Origin of the sequence: Shinella sp. WSC3-e (assembly GCF_945994535.1) — a bacterium.
Classification (GTDB): Bacteria; Pseudomonadota; Alphaproteobacteria; order Rhizobiales; family Rhizobiaceae; genus Shinella; species Shinella yambaruensis.
Window position 1 is genome coordinate 2,644,087 of sequence record NZ_OZ000530.1, and the last position, 16,511, is coordinate 2,660,597.

General features: G+C 66.5%; 21 protein-coding genes. 9 read left to right on the plus strand and 12 right to left on the minus strand.

What is annotated here, in order from left to right; translation table 11 throughout:
- Positions 1–178: 178 nt before the first annotated feature.
- Positions 179–1,270 carry a hypothetical protein gene (locus AABF56_RS13050; RefSeq protein WP_272806243.1) on the minus strand — a complete coding sequence of 364 codons (1,092 nt, stop codon included), beginning with the start codon at positions 1,268–1,270 and terminating at the stop codon, positions 179–181.
- Positions 1,271–1,625: 355 nt separating this feature from the next.
- On the opposite strand from AABF56_RS13050, the gene AABF56_RS13055 reads away from it, so the two are divergent.
- Complete coding sequence (locus tag AABF56_RS13055) at positions 1,626–2,642, plus strand: LacI family DNA-binding transcriptional regulator (protein ID WP_245082181.1); 1,017 nt, start codon at positions 1,626–1,628, stop codon at positions 2,640–2,642.
- 2 nt (positions 2,643–2,644) lie between these two features.
- Here the strand turns inward: AABF56_RS13055 and AABF56_RS13060 are convergent, their stop codons facing one another.
- The 4 genes from AABF56_RS13060 to AABF56_RS13075 form a co-directional block, all read right to left on the minus strand.
- Positions 2,645–3,688, minus strand: a complete 1,044-nt coding sequence (locus tag AABF56_RS13060; protein ID WP_272806244.1) for a Gfo/Idh/MocA family protein — start codon at positions 3,686–3,688, stop codon at positions 2,645–2,647.
- 7 nt (positions 3,689–3,695) lie between these two features.
- On the minus strand, positions 3,696–4,481 hold the full coding sequence (locus AABF56_RS13065; RefSeq protein ID WP_272806245.1) for a ThuA domain-containing protein: 786 nt from the start codon (positions 4,479–4,481) through the stop codon (positions 3,696–3,698).
- Between the two features lie 107 nt (positions 4,482–4,588).
- Positions 4,589–4,930, minus strand: coding sequence for an SMR family transporter (locus AABF56_RS13070; protein ID WP_272806246.1), 342 nt, complete (start codon positions 4,928–4,930; stop codon positions 4,589–4,591).
- 41 nt (positions 4,931–4,971) lie between these two features.
- A complete protein-coding gene (locus AABF56_RS13075; protein WP_272806247.1) occupies positions 4,972–5,532 on the minus strand; it encodes a TetR/AcrR family transcriptional regulator in 561 nt (186 codons plus the stop codon).
- A gap of 137 nt (positions 5,533–5,669) precedes the next feature.
- Here AABF56_RS13075 and AABF56_RS13080 point away from each other — a divergent pair, with 137 nt between their 5' ends.
- Entirely contained in the window at positions 5,670–6,086 is a 417-nt protein-coding gene (locus tag AABF56_RS13080) for a group II truncated hemoglobin (RefSeq protein WP_245082195.1), read from the plus strand.
- A gap of 4 nt (positions 6,087–6,090) precedes the next feature.
- Entirely contained in the window at positions 6,091–6,459 is a 369-nt protein-coding gene (locus tag AABF56_RS13085; protein WP_272806248.1) for a DUF423 domain-containing protein, read from the plus strand.
- A gap of 2 nt (positions 6,460–6,461) precedes the next feature.
- Here AABF56_RS13085 and AABF56_RS13090 read toward each other — a convergent pair whose 3' ends face one another.
- From AABF56_RS13090 to AABF56_RS13115, 6 genes are all read right to left on the minus strand, one after another.
- Positions 6,462–6,833: a bleomycin resistance protein gene (locus AABF56_RS13090; protein ID WP_272806249.1), complete on the minus strand. Its 372-nt coding sequence runs from the start codon at positions 6,831–6,833 to the stop codon at positions 6,462–6,464.
- Positions 6,830–7,144: an antibiotic biosynthesis monooxygenase family protein gene (locus AABF56_RS13095; RefSeq protein WP_272806250.1), complete on the minus strand. Its 315-nt coding sequence runs from the start codon at positions 7,142–7,144 to the stop codon at positions 6,830–6,832. Before AABF56_RS13095 ends, AABF56_RS13090 begins: the two co-directional genes overlap by 4 nt.
- Before the next feature lie 72 nt (positions 7,145–7,216).
- Entirely contained in the window at positions 7,217–7,486 is a 270-nt protein-coding gene (locus AABF56_RS13100; RefSeq protein ID WP_245082203.1) for a hypothetical protein, read from the minus strand.
- Entirely contained in the window at positions 7,483–7,875 is a 393-nt protein-coding gene (locus AABF56_RS13105; RefSeq protein WP_443021159.1) for a DUF2325 domain-containing protein, read from the minus strand. Before AABF56_RS13105 ends, AABF56_RS13100 begins: the two co-directional genes overlap by 4 nt.
- Positions 7,876–8,279: 404 nt before the next feature.
- A complete protein-coding gene (locus tag AABF56_RS13110; protein WP_272806251.1) occupies positions 8,280–9,176 on the minus strand; it encodes an energy transducer TonB family protein in 897 nt (298 codons plus the stop codon).
- Between the two features lie 61 nt (positions 9,177–9,237).
- The gene (locus AABF56_RS13115; RefSeq protein WP_272806252.1) at positions 9,238–9,669 is read right to left on the minus strand and encodes a hypothetical protein; all 432 of its coding nucleotides are present in this window, start codon (positions 9,667–9,669) and stop codon (positions 9,238–9,240) included.
- Between the two features lie 233 nt (positions 9,670–9,902).
- On the opposite strand from AABF56_RS13115, the gene AABF56_RS13120 reads away from it, so the two are divergent.
- From AABF56_RS13120 to AABF56_RS13145, 6 genes are all read left to right on the plus strand, one after another.
- The gene (locus tag AABF56_RS13120) at positions 9,903–10,949 is read left to right on the plus strand and encodes a hemin-degrading factor (protein WP_272806253.1); all 1,047 of its coding nucleotides are present in this window, start codon (positions 9,903–9,905) and stop codon (positions 10,947–10,949) included.
- Between the two features lie 78 nt (positions 10,950–11,027).
- Complete coding sequence (locus AABF56_RS13125) at positions 11,028–11,969, plus strand: heme/hemin ABC transporter substrate-binding protein (RefSeq protein ID WP_272806254.1); 942 nt, start codon at positions 11,028–11,030, stop codon at positions 11,967–11,969.
- Positions 11,956–13,077 carry a FecCD family ABC transporter permease gene (locus tag AABF56_RS13130; RefSeq protein ID WP_272806255.1) on the plus strand — a complete coding sequence of 374 codons (1,122 nt, stop codon included), beginning with the start codon at positions 11,956–11,958 and terminating at the stop codon, positions 13,075–13,077. The genes AABF56_RS13125 and AABF56_RS13130 overlap by 14 nt, the downstream gene beginning before the upstream one ends.
- Positions 13,078–13,081: 4 nt before the next feature.
- Positions 13,082–13,870 carry a heme ABC transporter ATP-binding protein gene (locus tag AABF56_RS13135; protein ID WP_245082219.1) on the plus strand — a complete coding sequence of 263 codons (789 nt, stop codon included), beginning with the start codon at positions 13,082–13,084 and terminating at the stop codon, positions 13,868–13,870.
- A gap of 126 nt (positions 13,871–13,996) precedes the next feature.
- Positions 13,997–14,395: a glycine zipper domain-containing protein gene (locus AABF56_RS13140; protein WP_245082221.1), complete on the plus strand. Its 399-nt coding sequence runs from the start codon at positions 13,997–13,999 to the stop codon at positions 14,393–14,395.
- 63 nt (positions 14,396–14,458) lie between these two features.
- The gene (locus AABF56_RS13145; RefSeq protein WP_245082223.1) at positions 14,459–14,890 is read left to right on the plus strand and encodes a hypothetical protein; all 432 of its coding nucleotides are present in this window, start codon (positions 14,459–14,461) and stop codon (positions 14,888–14,890) included.
- Between the two features lie 31 nt (positions 14,891–14,921).
- On the opposite strand, the gene AABF56_RS13150 is transcribed toward AABF56_RS13145, so the two are convergent.
- The gene (locus AABF56_RS13150) at positions 14,922–16,427 is read right to left on the minus strand and encodes a sensor histidine kinase (RefSeq protein WP_272806256.1); all 1,506 of its coding nucleotides are present in this window, start codon (positions 16,425–16,427) and stop codon (positions 14,922–14,924) included.
- Positions 16,428–16,511 lie beyond the last annotated feature (84 nt).

Below are 16,511 nucleotides of genomic sequence, written 5' to 3' on the forward strand. Positions count from 1 at the left end.
GCATTGCCTGCTGAAGCCCTGCAATTGACGACACGCTACAGAAGTCTACCCTTGTCAGTCGATATCGGCACCAGCTCCATCGGCCGGTGCGTCTTGCCCTCGCCGAGAAGGGTGTCCATGTGATCTCTTCCGACGGACGCGTCCGCAGTCGAAAACCTCGCTCGCCGTCGCCTGTGGGTCAGGCTTGCGGCTGCGCCGGCGGGTCCGTGCCCGCAAGGCCGAGGGCGGCGCGCAGCGTGGCCTCGCTCTGCCGGGCGAACCGGTCGGCGGCCAGGCGGCCGCGGGCTTCGTCCCTCGGCGGCAGCGGGCCGGCCAGCCGCTCCGCGATCCCGTCCGCCATCATCGGCACATGCGGGATGTTCTCGACGATGCACAGGCGATGGGCAACGGAACCGTAGCGCACGACGGCCGGGATGCCGAGCTGCGCGGCCCGACCGAGAACGCCCGAGGCGTGGTCGCCGATGGGCGGATAGAAGCACCAGATCGCATCGCTCGCGGCATAGGCTCCGAGCAGTTCGGCATCCGAGACGCTGCGGTTCACCGCAACGCCGCCCGCCTCGCGGAAGGCCGCCGCATAGTCGTCGACAGCCTGCTCGATCCTGCCGCAGGAAATGAACTGGAAGCGCGTCCTGAGGGCGGCAACGCGCACATAACTGTCGGTGAAAAGGTCGAAACCCTTGCGTCGGCTCTGCGTGCCGATCGCCGTCAGAACCAGGCGCGCACCCGGCTGCCGCTCGCTGCGCAGCAGTTCCACCGCCTCCCGCTCCTCGTCCGTCAGGTCCCAGAGCTGGAAATCGTAGATCCAGCCTTTCGCGATCGTGGAAAAGGCAGGGAACACGCTGAAGGGAAGGATGGTCAATGTATGGATGGCGCGGAAACGCTTCAGCCACCGGAGGACGGCGCGTTTCCAGCGACAGGACCGGCGGGACGAGACCGACAGCGGCATCGGCCGCAACAGCAGGCCCGCCGTCCGCCGCCCGGTGAGGGCCCGCAGCAGGCTGACCGCGACATAGAGCAGGAAGGCCTCCTCCACCATCAGGAACAGAACGGGCGCACGCGACAGAAGCACGGCGCGCAAACCGGCCCGGCGCGCGCCGAAAAGCCGCTCCAGGACGCGCAGGTAGGACGGGCGGCGACCGCTCTCCCCCCTGGAATAGACGAGCGGCGCGCCCGTACGTCCCCGGACCCGCGCCCGCCGCGTCCGCCAGAGCCACCCACGCGCGGGTGTGCCGAGATTCTGTGCACCGAGATTTTGAGGCTGCAGATCCAATCGCGCAGACGAACCCGTTGCAGCCGGCAAGTCCGAGCCCGCCTGCATGACATTCCCCCGAAAATCATCGCCAAATGTCTTCCGGACCGTCCCGCCCGGAAAGAAGTGCAATGGCCGCCTCGGCCGCCATCACGGAAACATCAAAATCCTGGAGTGACGCTCGCCCCGCCACAACCCTGTCGTTAATATTTTCACTTTAGCGTGTCATTCTGGGAATTCAAGCCCAACCCCACAACCATAGCGGACGGTCGGCGTGCAAGGTCCGGCTTCACCGGGATATAAGCCCCAGCTTGCCGCCGCGTGCCGGAGGGGCCATAAAGGCCCGGAACAGACCGGCCGCGCCCAGGGACGAAGGATGAACCTCAAGGAATTTGCGGCCCGCATCGGCCTTTCGCAGACCACCGTCAGCCGGGCGATGAGCGGCTATCCGGAGGTGCGGCCCGAGACACGGCGACGCGTGCTGGAAGCGGCGGAAAAGCTCGGCTACCGGCCGAACATCAGCGCGCAGCGACTGGCGACCGGCCGGGCCGGCGCGATCGGCATGGTCTTCCAGGGCGGCGGGCGCTTCGGGCCGCATTCCAGTGAATTCATGGGCGGGCTCTCGACCCGGCTGCAGGAGGACGGCATCGACATTCTCGTATCGACCGTCGAGACGGAGGCGGAAGAGGCCGCCGCCTATCGCCGGCTGGCCGCCAGCAAGCGGGTGGACGCGGTGGTCGTCCACACGCCGGCCTGCGCGGATGCCCGCATCGCTCTTTTGCAGACCTTGGCGCTACCCTTCATCGTGCACGGGCGCAGCACGGCGGAACGCTCCTTCGCCTTTCTCGACATCGACAATTTCGGGGCGATCGAGACGGCGGCGGGCTATCTTGCCGATCTCGGCCACCGGCGCATCGCGCTCATCAACGGCGACACGACCAGCACCTATGCGCAGGACCGGAGCAGCGGGTACCGGACGACGCTCGAGGCACGCGGCCTCATCCTCGATCCGGCCCTTGTCGGCCATGGCGAATTCACGGACGAGACCGGCTTCCGGCTAATGCAGGCTTTCCTCGCCCTCCCCGCGCCGCCGACGGCGGTCATTGCCGGTTCGATGATGTCGGCGCTGGGCGCCATGCGGGCGATCCGCATTGCGGGGCTTGCCGTGGGTGCGGATGTCTCGCTCATCGCGCATGACGACGTCTTCCCCTATCTCAGCCCGGACAACCTCGTGCCATCCGTCACGACGACGCAATCGCCGATCCGCGCGGCGGGCGAACGCATCGGCGACATGGTCCTGCGGCTGTTGCAGGGCGAGGCGCCGGAGGCGCTGCAGGAGATCTGGCCCGTCGATTTCCGCATTCGCGGCTCGACCGGCCCCGCCCCGGCCTGAGGTCAGACCTTCAACTCGCGGCGTTCCCTTTCGGTCTCGATCGCAAGGTCCAGAACCTTCTGCAGCTCGGCCGCATGGCGGAAGCCGGGCTCGACCTGCCGGCCCGCCATCACGGCGGCGGCGAAGCGCTCGTAGTTGGTCGGCACGGTGCCGGCATCGAGCTCGCGCCAGACGGCCTGCTCGACATCCTCCCCGAGGCACCCGCGCAGGCGCGACCCTGCGGGTGTGTGGATGACCTCCAGGGCGCCCCTGTCGCCATGCATGCGCAGGCGCAGCTCGTTGAGGTGGCCGGTCGCCCAGCGGCTCGCATGGATGACGCCGAGCGCGCCGTTGGAAAAATCGACGGTCATGGTGAAGCTGTCATTGGCGTCGAGGTCGTATTCGCCGATCCGGTTGTCCGGCGCCTTGTCGAAGGCCCGCAGCCGCGCGAAGACATGCTCCACATCGCTCGCCGCGCCATAGCTGGCGAAATCGAGGATGTGGATGCCGACATCCCCGAGCACGCCGTTCGAGCCGTGCCGGGTGGAAAGCCGCCAGAGCCACTGGCTTTCCGTCGCCCAGTTACCCCAGGCCTTGGAGACGAGCCAGCTTTGCAGGTAGGAGGCCTCGACATGGCGCACATGGCCGAGTTCGCCGGCCAGCACCATCGCCCGCGCCTTCTGCAGGGGCGCCACGTTGCGGTAGGTGAGGTTCACCATGGTGACGAGACCCGAGGCCTCGGCGGCGCGCGCCATCTCGTCCGCCTTGGCATAGTTTTCCGCCAGCGGCTTCTCGCACATCACATGCTTGCCCGCCGCGAGCAGCGCCAGGGTGGTCGGGTGATGGGCGCGGTCGGGCGTCACGTTGGTGGCGGCATCGAAGCCGTTCCAGGCGATGGCGTCCTCCAGCGAGGTGAAGACGTTGGGAATGCCGTGCGTGTCGGCAAAGGCCTTGGCGCGCAGGGGGTCCACATCGACGGCGCCGACCAGGTCGACGCCATCGATCGCGGCAAAGTGCTGGGCATGGGTATTGGCCATGCCGCCGGTTCCAAGAACGAGCAGGCGCATTGTTTCCTCAGCGATATCCGGCTTCGCCGGCTTCATGCAGTTTTGGGCCGCGCTCGACGATCGGCTCCAGCGCCTTTTCGACCGGCACGTTCGGTGCGTCATGGATCGCCGTGTAGGTGCCCTGCGGGTTGAAGGCCCATTTCACGCCATTGGCGAGCACCTTCTGCACGGTGGCATCGTGATAGGTCGGATAGGTCTCGTGGCCCGGGCGGAAATAGAAGATGTTGCCGGCGCCGCGGCGCCAGGTCATGCCGGACCGGAAAACCTCGCCGCCGGCGAACCAGGAGATGAACACCGTCTCCAGCGGCTCCGGCACGGAGAACTGCTCGCCATACATCTCCTCGTTTTCCAGCACGAAGTTCTCGCCGAGACCCTCGGCGATCGGATGGCGCGGATTGATGACCCAGAGGCGCTCGCGCTCGCCGGCCTCCCGCCATTTCAGGGCACAGGGCGTGCCCATCAGCCGCTTGAAGATCTTCGAGAAATGGCCGGAATGGAGGACGATGAGGCCCATGCCTTCCCAGACCCGTCTCGCCACGCGCTCGACGACGTCATCGCTGACGGCGCCATGGTCCTTGTGCCCCCACCAGACGAGCACATCCGTCTCGGCAAGCCGCGCCTCGGCAAGGCCGTGCTCGGCTTCCTGCAGCGTCGCCGTGCCGGCGCTGATCGCCGGGTCCCGGTTCAGCGCTTCGGCAATGGTGGTGTGCATGCCGTGCGGATAGATCGAACGCACGATCTCGTTGGTCTGCTCGTGGATGTTCTCACCCCATACGATGGTGCGTATTGCCATGTGCCGTTCCTCTGAGCCAAAAATTGAAACCGCTTTCAATTCGGCGGAACCGATAGAGACAGACCCGATTCTTGGCAAGCGGGGGTCTTGTCGATTCCCGTCGTCTTTCAGTGGAATGTCGATTTGGAGAAAAGGTTCAGCACAAGCACGCCGGCAATGATGAGGCCGAGGCCGAGAACGGCGGCAAGATCGAGCTTCTGGCCGAAGACGAAATAGCCGACGAACGAGATCAGCACGATGCCGAGCCCGCTCCAGATGGCATAGGTGATGCCGACCGGCACATAGCGCAGGCTCCAGGACAGGAAGAAGAAGGCGATGGCGTAGCAGACCACCATCATGGCGGTCGGCACGACCCGCGTGAAATGCTGCGCGGCCTGCATGGCCGAGGTGCCCAGCACTTCGAAGACGATGGCGACGACGAGGGCGGCGTAGACGGAGGTGAGGTTCATGGCGTTTCTCTGGCGCCCGCGGGCGCAAATCGTATCGGGGATCAGGAGCGCGTCAGCGCCAAGAGCCGGTCCAGCATGGCGGCGCGGGTTGGCGCATCCATGGTCGGCGAGCCGAGAAGATCGGCAAGCCAGAGACCGTCCACGGCGTAGCGCACCAGCATGGCGTCGAGCGCGGAATCCGTGCCGACATTTTCCGCAAGGTATCGCTCCACCCATTGTCGCCAGCGCTCGCGCAGGTGCGGCTCGGAAATGAGCGCGACGGTCAGCACCTTCCACTTCTCGCCGTCGGCCAGCCCCTCCGGCAGGAAGAAGACCGAGATATAGGCGCGGGTAAAGCGGCCCTTCGGCTCCGGGTCGTCCCGCATCCTGTCGGCGATCGCCCGGTCGAACTTGTCCGTCAGATCGGTGAACAGGCCGTCGAGCAGCGACAGCTTGTTCGGGAAATGGTGCAAAAGGCCACCCTTGCTGACACCCGCCGCCTGGGAGACCGCGTCGAGCGTCACGCTCGCCGGCCCCTTCTCCAGCGACAGTTTCGCCGCGACCTCCAGCAATTGCTGGCGGACGGCTTCCGGGTGCTTCTTGCGGTGGTGGGCCTTGCTCATACCATAAACATACCGTCTAGACGGTTTCTTGTCAATCACGCTGAAAATGCGGGGGACGGCGCGCTTCGTCGCAGGCGAATAGCCGGCATTGCCTGCCGCGGATGCGGGCGGTAAGACCGGGGAAACGGGAGAGACCCATGACGGACACGACCGACAACCAGCAGCGTCAGGGCGAGACGATCACCCTTTACGAGGCGATCGGCGGCGATACGGCCGTCAGGGCGCTGACGCACCGCTTCTACGTGCTGATGGACACATTGCCGGAAGCCGCGCGCTGCCGCGCGATCCACCCGCCGGACCTTTCCGGCAGCGAGGAAAAACTCTACGAATACCTGACGGGATGGCTCGGCGGGCCGCCGCTCTACACGGAAAAGCGCGGCCATCCCATGCTGCGCCGCCGCCATTTCGTGGCGCCGATCGGCCCGGCCGAGCGCGACGAATGGCTGCTCTGTTTCATCCGCGCGCTGGAGGAGACCGTGCCGAGCGAAGGCCTGCGCGCCATCATCCTGGAGCCCGTCACGCGGCTCGCCCATCACATGCAGAACCAGGAATAGCCCGATGTCGTTTTCGCTCCGCTCCGCGAGCCTCCTCGTTGCCGGCCTGATGGGGCTGACAGGCGTCATCACCGCCGCCGCAGCCTCGCATGGCAGCGATCCGCGCCTGATGGCCGGCGCCTCCGCCATGTGCCTTGCCCATGCCCCGGCGCTGGTGGCGCTTCATGCCGCCTGGCCAGGCCTGCGCACGGCGGCGCTTGCGTCCCTGCTGCTTGCGCTCGGCACCGCGCTCTTTGCCGGCGATCTCGTCCTGCGTCATTTCGCAGGGCACGGTCTCTTTCCCATGTCCGCCCCGACCGGCGGCGTCACCATGATGGCAGGGTGGCTGGCGGTGGCGCTCGGCGCCTTCCTGCCGCCGCGCAGGGAACACTGAGATCAGCGCTTCGGAATGCGCCCGAAACGCAGGAGATTGCCGTGCGGATCGTGGATGTGGAACTCTTCCATGTTCCACGGCCGCACCGTCATCGCCGACAGCGTCGGCACATTCCGGGCGCTGAACTCGCGATGAAGCTCGCCAATGCCGCCGCCGCGCAAATAGACGGAGGTGCGCTCGCAGAGCGTCCGGTCGTCGGTGCGCCAGAAATGCAGCTCCATGCCGGGGCGTCGGACGATCAGGTAGTCGTCCGCCCGGTACACGACCTCGCCGAAGCCCAGCAGCGTCGTGTAGAAGCCCCGTGTCTCGTCGATATCGAGCGACGGCAGGACCGGCAGCACCTCGATGCGGTCGGGATCATCGATCCCGCTCATGCGCCCTCGACGACGCTGAAGCCTTCGAATTTCGGCGGGCCGAGATAGATGCCCTTGTCGGCCGCGGCGTTCTTGTGCGCCTGCCGGAAGTTTTCCGATTTGGTCCAGGCGATGAAGTCGTCCTTGCTCGACCAGACCGAATGGGAGGCGAAGAGGGTGAAGCCCTCTTCCGCATTGGTGTCGCCCCTGAGGAGATGGAAGGACTGGAAGCCCGGCATCTCGTCAAGGCTCGAATCGCGCCCCTTCCAGATAGCCTCGAAGGCCTCTTCGTGACCGATGGCGATCCGGAAGCGGTTCATGGCAAAGAACATGGAAAGACCTATCCTTTTCGACCGCGATCCCGGATGCAAGCCACTTTGCACGTTTGCCGGAAAGGCGTCCTGTCAGAGCGAATCCCGCCGCAGGCGGCGCGGCTGCGGGAAGGCTACGACATTGTCGTTGCGCGCTTCAAGAGCCGGCGTGCCCTCGAAGCTTGCAGTGCGCGCCGGCGGGCGGGCGCTTGCCAGCGGGAATTCCGTGACATTCTCGCTTTCCAGCATATCCGCCCGGCGCGTCAGGAGGGCATAGAGTTCCGGCACAAGGCCGTCGCCGTTCTGGGCGGCCAGCTTGTGCAGGCCGATCATCATGAAGGCGTCGGGTCTTTCTTCATTCACTGGGTGGTCTCTCCCTGGCTCATGCTCTGCAGGGCGCGCTCGAAGGAGGATTTGCTGCCGTTGCGCAGCGGCACGAAGGCCTTCTCCCACTTCTTGCAGCCCGTCTTCACGCGGATGCAGGCATCATGGCTGATACAGTCGATGGGGCAGAAGACGCAGTCGACCGAGGGCAGGACGTTGTCGATGCGGGAAACCGCCTCGCGCAGGCCGCCGTCATGGTGGATGAGGTTGGCGCCATAGGAACTGGCGATCTGGCGCAGATGCGCCACCTGGCAGTCCCGGCCGCCGACATAGAGGAAGCTGCGCCCCTCGAGGCCCGCCTTGCCATCCGCCTTGTCAGCCGTTTCCGTCTGCTGGCGGGCCTGCTGCTGCCTGTGCTTCTCGCGCATCGCCTTCCTCTCCGCTTCGCCGGTCCGGCGCTTGATCTTGGTGACTTCCACGCTGCGGGGCGCCTGCGGCGCCCGTATCTCGACCCGCGGGGCCGCGGCCGGCGCGACCGCCGCCGTCGTCTCCTGCGGTGTCGCAATCTGCTTCTTGAGTGCTGCGACCTGGCGCTCCAGGTCCGCAATGCGCCGGTCACGCTCGGCGATCATCGATTTCAAGACCGCTTCGGCGCGGCCTGCAGTCACATAGTTCATGCATGGTCCCCTTTGGCACTCCGCGTCGGCGGAGCCTCAGTTCGAGGGGCAACCTACAAAACTTGATTTTCAGAGTAAAGTATAAACATGACTATGAAAGTCATATTTTCGTGCAAAAAATCCCCGCCGGATGGATCACGACGGGAATGCGCGCCTCAGTTGAAGACGATCGGCACGTTGAAGGCCCAGGAGGATTTTCCGGCAGCCTCGGGAATCTTGGCGAAGGGCGCCGCGCGCTGCACCGAATCGACCGCCGCCCTGTCGAGCGCCGCGATGCCCGAGCTGCGCGCGACGCGGATGCCGCTCGCCGCCCCGCTGGCGCTGACGGTGAAGCTCACCACCACGCTACCGCGGTCGCCGCCCGAGACGCGCCGCTTGGCGCGGTTGATCTTGTTGCGCACCTTGCCCGGATAGTTCGTGACGGCCGCGTTGCCGGCCACCGACGAATTGCCCTTCTTCTGGCCGCCGACCGCCGCGGACTTCACGTCCACCGAGCCGTCGACCTCGCCACGGGTGGCGTTCTGCTTCGCCTTGCCCTTCTCGCCGGCCTTGCGGACCGGCTTTTCCTTCGGCTTCTTGCGCTCGACCTTCTTGACCGGCTCTTCCTTCTTCACTTCCGGAACCGGCTTGATCTCTTCGTCCGGCTGGATCTCCGGCTTGATTTCCGGAACCGGAATCGCGGCGATCTCCACTTCGGACGACGGCACGACGAGTTCCTCGACCGGCTCGGAGGTGATCGGATCCGTCGGCGTCATCACCTCGGTCACTTCCGGCTCGATTTCGGTCGGCTGGATTTCCGCCACTTCCTGCGGCACCGGCTCGGTAACGTCGGGCTGGATCGTCTCGGGCGTGATCGTGTCTTCGGGATTGCCGGATTCCACCGCCTCGAAGGCGCCGTTGCCGAGCATGGCCACTTCCGCGACGACACCGCCGGCGATCAGCGCCTGATCTTCCTCCGGCGCAGGCGCCATGGTGAGGATCGCGGCCGCGGTGGCATGCGCCAGCAGGGAAAGGGTCCCCGCGCCGAGCCAGAGCCACTTGCTTCCAGACATGATATCACCCGTCATTCCGTTTCATGCGTCGCGGCACCTCATGCGCCGCGTTACCCGATACTCAACCTTCGAGGCCGGCCGTTGCCTTGCTGCGCGTCACGATGCCGTCCATGCAGCGCCCCTTCTCGATGCCCTCGCCCTCGCAGACCGGCGCGTCGTTGATCAGGAGGTTCTTCACCGTCTCGCACTTGATGCCCGGCACGTCGAACTGGCGCACCTTGGACTTGCCCGCCGGCAGGTCGCGGAAATCGAGCAGCGCCAGGCGCTCGACCGTGCCCTTGTCGTTGAAGATGACGAATTCGAAGGAGACCTTCGAGACGTCCTGCGCGAAACCGTTGGCGGCGACGAAGGTGAAGAGGCAGCCCTTCTGCGAGCCTGCAAGGGCGTTCAGTTCCACGTCCAGTCCCCTGGACGCTGCGGCCTCCTGGCCTGCGGCACTGGTGATGGCGGCAGCAGAAAGCATCGCGGAAAGAAGAAGGGTGCGTACGGTCATGAACTCGCCTGTTTCATATCGATTTGCTGTCGGCCGAGAACGACGGCCGCGGTCAGTCTAACCGGTGAGTGCCAGAATTAACATGACTTTATCGTACCGGTATTGCGTGCATAGATAAATATGAGTAATGAAGTCAAGATAGTAAACGCAAAATCCGCGTCAAACCCCTGTTCCTCCAACAAAATTTACCGGGACCGGAGCAGGCGACAGGAAACTCGATCAAGGCCGAGCCCATGACCAACACGACCCGACCGACCCCCGCCGAAATCCGCGCCTTCCGCGCCGAGAACCCGAAGATGCGCGAGCGCGATATCGCAGCCACGCTCGGCATTTCGGAAGCCGCGCTCGTCGCGGCCGAGGTGGGGCTGACGGCGGTGCGCATCGACGGCGACGCCAACCGCTTCCTCGAGCGTTCGGAAGCGCTCGGCGAGGTCATGGCGCTGACCCGCAACGAGAGCGTGGTGCACGAGAAGATCGGCGTCTTCGAGAAGATCAACACCGGCAAGCACGCCTCGATCGTGCTCGGCGAGAACATCGACCTGCGCATCTTCCCCGGCACCTGGGCGCATGGCTTTGCCGTGACCAAGACGGACGGGGAACAGATGCGCCGCAGCCTCCAGTTCTTCGACAAGGCGGGCGTCGCCGTGCACAAGGTGCACCTGCGCCCCGCCTCCAACCTTCAAGCCTACGAGGCCATCGTCGCCGACTTCCGCCTGGAAGACCAGTCGCAGGACTTCGTCGAGGTCCTGTCCGAGAAGGTCGAGGAGACCGGACCGGTGGACGTGGCGGCCCTGCGTGAGAACTGGGCGGCGATGACCGACACCCACCAGTTCTTCGGCATGCTGAAGAAGCTGAAGATCGGCCGCCAGGACGCGGTGCGCAGCGTCGGCGAGGATTTCGCCCGGCAGGTCGCCGCCGATGCCGTCGGCCACCTGATGCGCGCGGCCGCCGAGCGCGACGCCGACATCATGTGCTTCGTCGGCAATCACGGCACGATCCAGATTCACACCGGCCCGGTGAAGAACATCCAGCCGATGGGCCCCTGGCTCAACGTCATGGACCCGACCTTCCACATGCACCTGCGCATGGACCACATCGCCGAGTGCTGGGTGGTGCGCAAGCCGACCGTCGACGGCCACGTCACCTCGCTGGAGGCCTATGACGCCAGCGGCGAGATGATCATCCAGTTCTTCGGCAAGCGCAAGGAAGGCATGGCGGAGCGCGCCGACTGGCGCGAGATCCTCGACAGCCTGCCGCGCCCCGACAGCGTCGCGGCCTGAGACCGCCGCAGATAAAGACGAGTGGCGCGTTCCCGTGTTTTGCAGGGGCGCGCCGGTTACCCGCGAAGGACCACGATCATGAGCAAGAGCTTCGATTTCCGCCGCGCCCGCCCGTGGGAAGTGGCCCTCACCGTGTTCGCCCTCTCCGCCCCCCTGCTCCTGCCGCTCGCGGCGACGGGCTCGAACGGCTTCATCCGCAAGGCCGTCGCCCAGGAGATGCAGCAGGTCGACAGCTCGAAGCTGGTGGCCATCGGCGGCGCGGTGACGGAGATCGTCTACGCGCTCGGCGAAGGCGACCGCCTCGTTGCCCGCGACTCGACCAGCACCTTCCCCGAGGAAGCGCTGAAGCTCCCCGATGTCGGCTATATGCGCCAGTTGTCGCCGGAAGGCGTCATCGCCGTCAACCCGACGGCGATCCTCGCCGTCGAGGGCAGCGGCCCGCCGGATGCGCTCGCCGTCCTGAAGAGCGCCGGCATCCCCTTCGAGATCGTGCCGGAAGGCTATGACCGCGCGGCGATCCTCAAGAAGATCGACGTCGTCGGAAAGTTCCTCGGCGTGGCGGACAAGGCGAAGGAGCTGGAGACGACGGTCGCCGCCGATCTCGACGCGGCCGTTGCCGATGCCGCCAAGCGGCCGGAAAGCGAGCGCAAGCGCGTGCTGTTCATCCTCAGCTTCCAGAACGGCAGGGTCATGGCGGCCGGCAGCCACACGGCAGCCGACGGCATCATCAGTCTTGCCGGCGCGATCAACGCGACGGAGGGCGCCTTCGAAGGCTACAAGCCGCTGAGCGACGAGGCGATCATCAAGGCGCGGCCCGATGTCGTCATGGTCATGACGCGCCCCGGCGCCGGCAGCAGCGACGAGGAAATCCTCGCCCATCCGGCGATCTCGGTGACGCCGGCCGCCGCCAGCAAGGCGGTCCTGCGCACGAACAGCCTGCATCTGCTCGGCTTCGGCCCGCGCACCGCCTCGGCCATCCGCGACCTCAACAAAGAACTTTATGGCAATGTCTCTCAATGACGCCGTGCGCGGCAAGGACGCACGCGGTTCCTTCCTGATGCGCTCCGTTCAGTCCCGGGCGGCCGGCGACCGCACGGCGATGGCGCGCCTGACGCTCGTCGCCCTTGTCGTCGTCTCGGCCGTCGCGCTCGCCCTGTCGATCGCCACCGGCGCCTCCGACGCCTCGGCCATCAACGTCATCGGCGCGCTCTTGAGCGGCGCGGAGGACACGGCGCTCAGCGTGCGCGACCGCATCATCGTCTTCGACATCCGCATGCCGCGCGCCCTGCTCGGCTTCCTCATCGGCGCGGCGCTCGCCATGTCCGGCGCGGTCATGCAGGGCCTCTTCCGCAACCCGCTCGCCGATCCCGCCCTCGTCGGCATCTCCTCCGGCTCCGCCCTCGGCGCGGTGCTGATGATCGTGCTCGGCGCGAGCCTGCCGGCGGGCGTGATGATCGCGCTCGGCGCCTTCGCCCTGCCGCTCGCCGCCTTCGCCGGCGGTCTTCTGACGACGCTGCTGCTCTACCGCATCGCCACGCGCGGCGGCCAGACCTCCGTCGCCACCATGCTGCTCGCCGGCATCGCGATTTCCGCGCTCGCCGCCGCCATCACCGGCATCCTCATCTACATGGCCGACGACAAGCAGCTGCGCGACATCACCTTCTGGAGCCTCGGCTCGCTTTCCGGCATGACCTGGGCGAAGCTCTTCGCCGCCGGGCCGATCATCCTGCTCGCGCTTCTCGTCGTGCCGTTCCTGTCGCGCGGGCTCAATGCCATCACCCTCGGCGAGGCGGCCGCCTTCCATATGGGCGTCAAGGTGCAGCGGCTGAAATACATCGCCGTCGTCTCCGTCGCCGCTGCGGTCGGCGCCTCGGTCGCCGTCAGCGGCGGCATCGGCTTCGTCGGCATCGTCGTGCCGCATCTCCTGCGCATCGTCATCGGCCCGGATCACCGCTACCTGCTGCCGGCCTCGGCCCTTTTCGGCGGCGTGCTGATGCTCGGTGCCGACATGCTGGCCCGCACCATCGTGGCGCCCGCCGAACTGCCGATCGGCATCATCACGGCGCTGGCCGGCGCGCCGTTCTTCCTCTGGGTGCTGCTGCGCGACCGCACGAGGAACGGCTGGTAAGATCATGATCACCGCAAGAAACCTCACGGTCAGCCTTTCGGGCAAGACAATCGTGCACGGCGTGTCGCTGGAGGCCAGGGCCGGCCAGCTGACCGCCATCGTCGGCCCGAACGGTTCCGGCAAGACGACCATGATGAAGGCGGTCGCCGGTGAACTGCCCAGCAAGGGCGAGATCAGCATCAACGGCCACGCGCTGGCCTCGCTGGAGCCCTGGCAGCTCGCCGTCAAGCGCGCCGTGCTGCCGCAGGCCGCCACCATCGCCTTTCCCTTCACCGTGCGCGAGATCGTCCGCCTCGGCCTCACCGTCGGCCCGAACCGCCATGCCGAACGCATCGACGCGATCACCGCGGAGGCGCTCGCCGCCGTCGATCTCGCGGGCTTTGCCGGCCGCTTCTACCAGGAGCTTTCCGGCGGCGAGCAGCAGCGCGTGCAGCTCGCCCGCGTGCTCTCGCAGATCTGGGAACCCGTGCTCGACGGCGAGCCCTGCTTCCTGATGCTGGACGAACCGGTCTCCGCCCTCGACATCCGCCACCAGCTGACGATCATGACCCTCGCCCGGCGCTACTGCGAAGGCGGCGGCGGCGTGATCGCCGTCATGCACGACCTCAACCTCACCGCCATGTTCGCCGACCACATGGTGATGATGAAGAGCGGCCGCATCGAACGCGCCGGCCGGCCCGCCGAGGTGATGACCGACGATGCGATGGAGGCGGTGTTCGGCTGCCGCATGCGCATCAACGGCGTGCCCGCGACCGGCGTGCCCTTCGTTCTGCCGCACACCGCTTCGGCCTGATTTTCCAGCGTCTTACGGAACCTTTTGCTCCCGTCGCCGTTGTCTGCACGGAAAAACCGTTCCGCCAAGGGGGTGGAGCGCTGTTCGGCCCGCGCATCCGCGGGCGACCGCAAAAGGAGAAACGGCATGGCCACCGGACTGTTTTCATCGCGCAGCAAGAGCCTTCGCAACGGGCTTCATGACGAAGCCCAGGCCGTCGAGGAGCAGATCGCGGACCTGCGCGCGGAGATCGCCTCCCTCGCCAAGCTGCTCGCCGACGACGCCACGAGCGGGGCAAGCGGCATCCGCAAGAAGGCCCGCGCCGCAAGGGCCCAGGCGAGCGAAGCCGCGCACGACCTGAAGGATCGCGCCGAAGGCGACATCCGCGACATGATCGCCGCCGGCGAGGACATCCTTGCCGAGTTCCAGGAACGCTATCGCGATTCCGGCCGCCGCGCCCGCAAGGCGGTGAAGGAGCATCCGCTCGCGACGCTCGGTGTCGCAGCCGCTGCCGGATTCCTCCTCGCCGCCCTCCTGCGGCGCTGATCCCATCCTCCCACGATCCCGGGACGCCGGCCGGCGTCCCTTCCTATGCGGAGCGTCAAAGGCATGCTTTCACTGGGGGCCATTCTCCTGCAAAACCTCGTCACCCGCGTCACCGACCGTGTCGACGAGACGATGGACGTCGCCAAGCGCAATGCGATCGCCGGCGCTGCGATCGGCCTTCTGCTGGTCACCGCCTATGGTCTCGGCGTTGTCGCCACCGCCGTGCTGCTCGCCCAGCGCTATGGCACCGTGCCGGCGCTCTTCGGCCTCGCCGGCGGCTTCCTGCTGCTCGCCCTTATCGTGCTGGCGGTCGTCGCCATGCGCAACAAGCGGGAGCGCGAACTGCGCCGCATCCGCCGCCAGCAGCTGGCCGCGCGCCGCGACCTGATGGCGGCAGCCACAACCGTCGCCATGAAGAAGCCCTTTGCCGCGACCGCCGTCGCGCTCGCCCTCGGCTTCCTGCTCGCGCCGAAATCCCGCCGCGACGACGACTGATCTTCCCGATATTCGCGAAAGGGCATGCCGCTCAGAGCGGCATGCGGATGACCGCCGTCACGCCCTTCGGCAGATACTCGACATGCACGCTGCTGCCGAGGACCTTGTCGAGGCTGCGCTCGATCAGCACCGAGCCGAAGCCGCGCCGCCCGTCCGGCTTGACCGGCGGGCCGCCGACCTCGTGCCAGGTCATGTTGAGCACGCGCTGGTCGTCTTCCTTCACCACGCGGGCGGTGATCACCACCTTGCCCGAGCGCACCGACAGCGCGCCATATTTGCGGGCATTGGTGGCAAGCTCGTGCAGGACGAGGCCGAGGCCGACCGCCTGGTCCGGTCCCAGCTCCACCTCGTCCTTGTGGATCTCGATCTGGCTGTCATAGTCGATCGCATAGGGCATGATCTGCTTCTGCAGCAGCATCTTCAGGTGGATGACGCCCCATTCGTGGTCGCTGAGCAGGCCATGCGCCTCGGAGAGGGATTGCAGGCGGCCGGCGAAGGCATCCATGAACTCGACCGGATCGCTCGTCTGGCGCAGGGTCTGTCGGGCGAGCGACTGCAGCATGGCCAGCGTGTTCTTGACCCGGTGGTTGAGCTCGCGCAGCAGGAGCCGCGTGCGTTCGGAGGCAAGCTGCCCGTCCGTGACATCGACATTGATTCCGAGGAACACCGTCGGCCGCCCGTCTGAATCCCATTCGTGCACCCGCCCGCGTCCGAGCAGCCAGCGGCCGGATTTGGCGGCCCGGAAGAGACCGTCATATTCCTTGCCCGAGGCGAGCGCATCGCGCAGGCGGCCGATGGTGACCTTGCGGTCTCCCGGATGCACGGCGGTGAAGAACTTGCGCGCCCGCATGGGCCTGGCCGGCTTGACGCCGAGCATGCGATAGAAGGTCTCGTTGCCGGAGACCATGCCCGTCGAAAGATCCCACAGCCAGCTTGCGACATTCGCCGCATCGAGCGCCAGGGCATGGCGCTTCTCGTCACGCGAAAGCGCCTCGGCGGCCAGCATGCGCCGCCGGGCCTCATCCTTCAGCGTGATGAGCGAACCGGCAAGCGAGGCCAGTTGCCTCAGCCGCAGCACGAGGTCCGGGGCGGTGCGTCCGCGCGGCCTGACGTCGAAGACGCAGACCGTGCCGATCGGCTGGCCGTCCACGATGATCGGTGCCCCGGCATAAAAGCGAAGGTGCGGCTCGCCATTGACGCTCGGCAGCCGGGCAAAACGCGCATCCTTGCATGCGTCGGCGATGACAAGCGGCTCCGACGCGCTTTCGGCAATCATGCGCGCGCAGAAGGAATCTTCCGACGGCGCACGGATTTCCGGCGTGCCTTGACGCGAAAGGAACCATTGATCCGTACGACCGAGAATGGTGACAAGAGAGATCGGCGCGGAAAAGAGCCCCGCCGCGAGGCCGGCGATGTCGTCGAAATCGGGATCGGGGCCGAGAAAGACCGGCACCGCGGCGTCGAGCGCCGCCAGGCGGCCTGGAGCGTCCAGAACCGCTGCAACATCGGACGATAATGTCAGAACGTTGTCCTTCATGCGCCTTCGGTATGCGATTCCGCGCCCGGTTTCACCCTTGGCTTTCGCCGGTGGACGCTCTTCGCCCCAATCCCCCTCAATTTA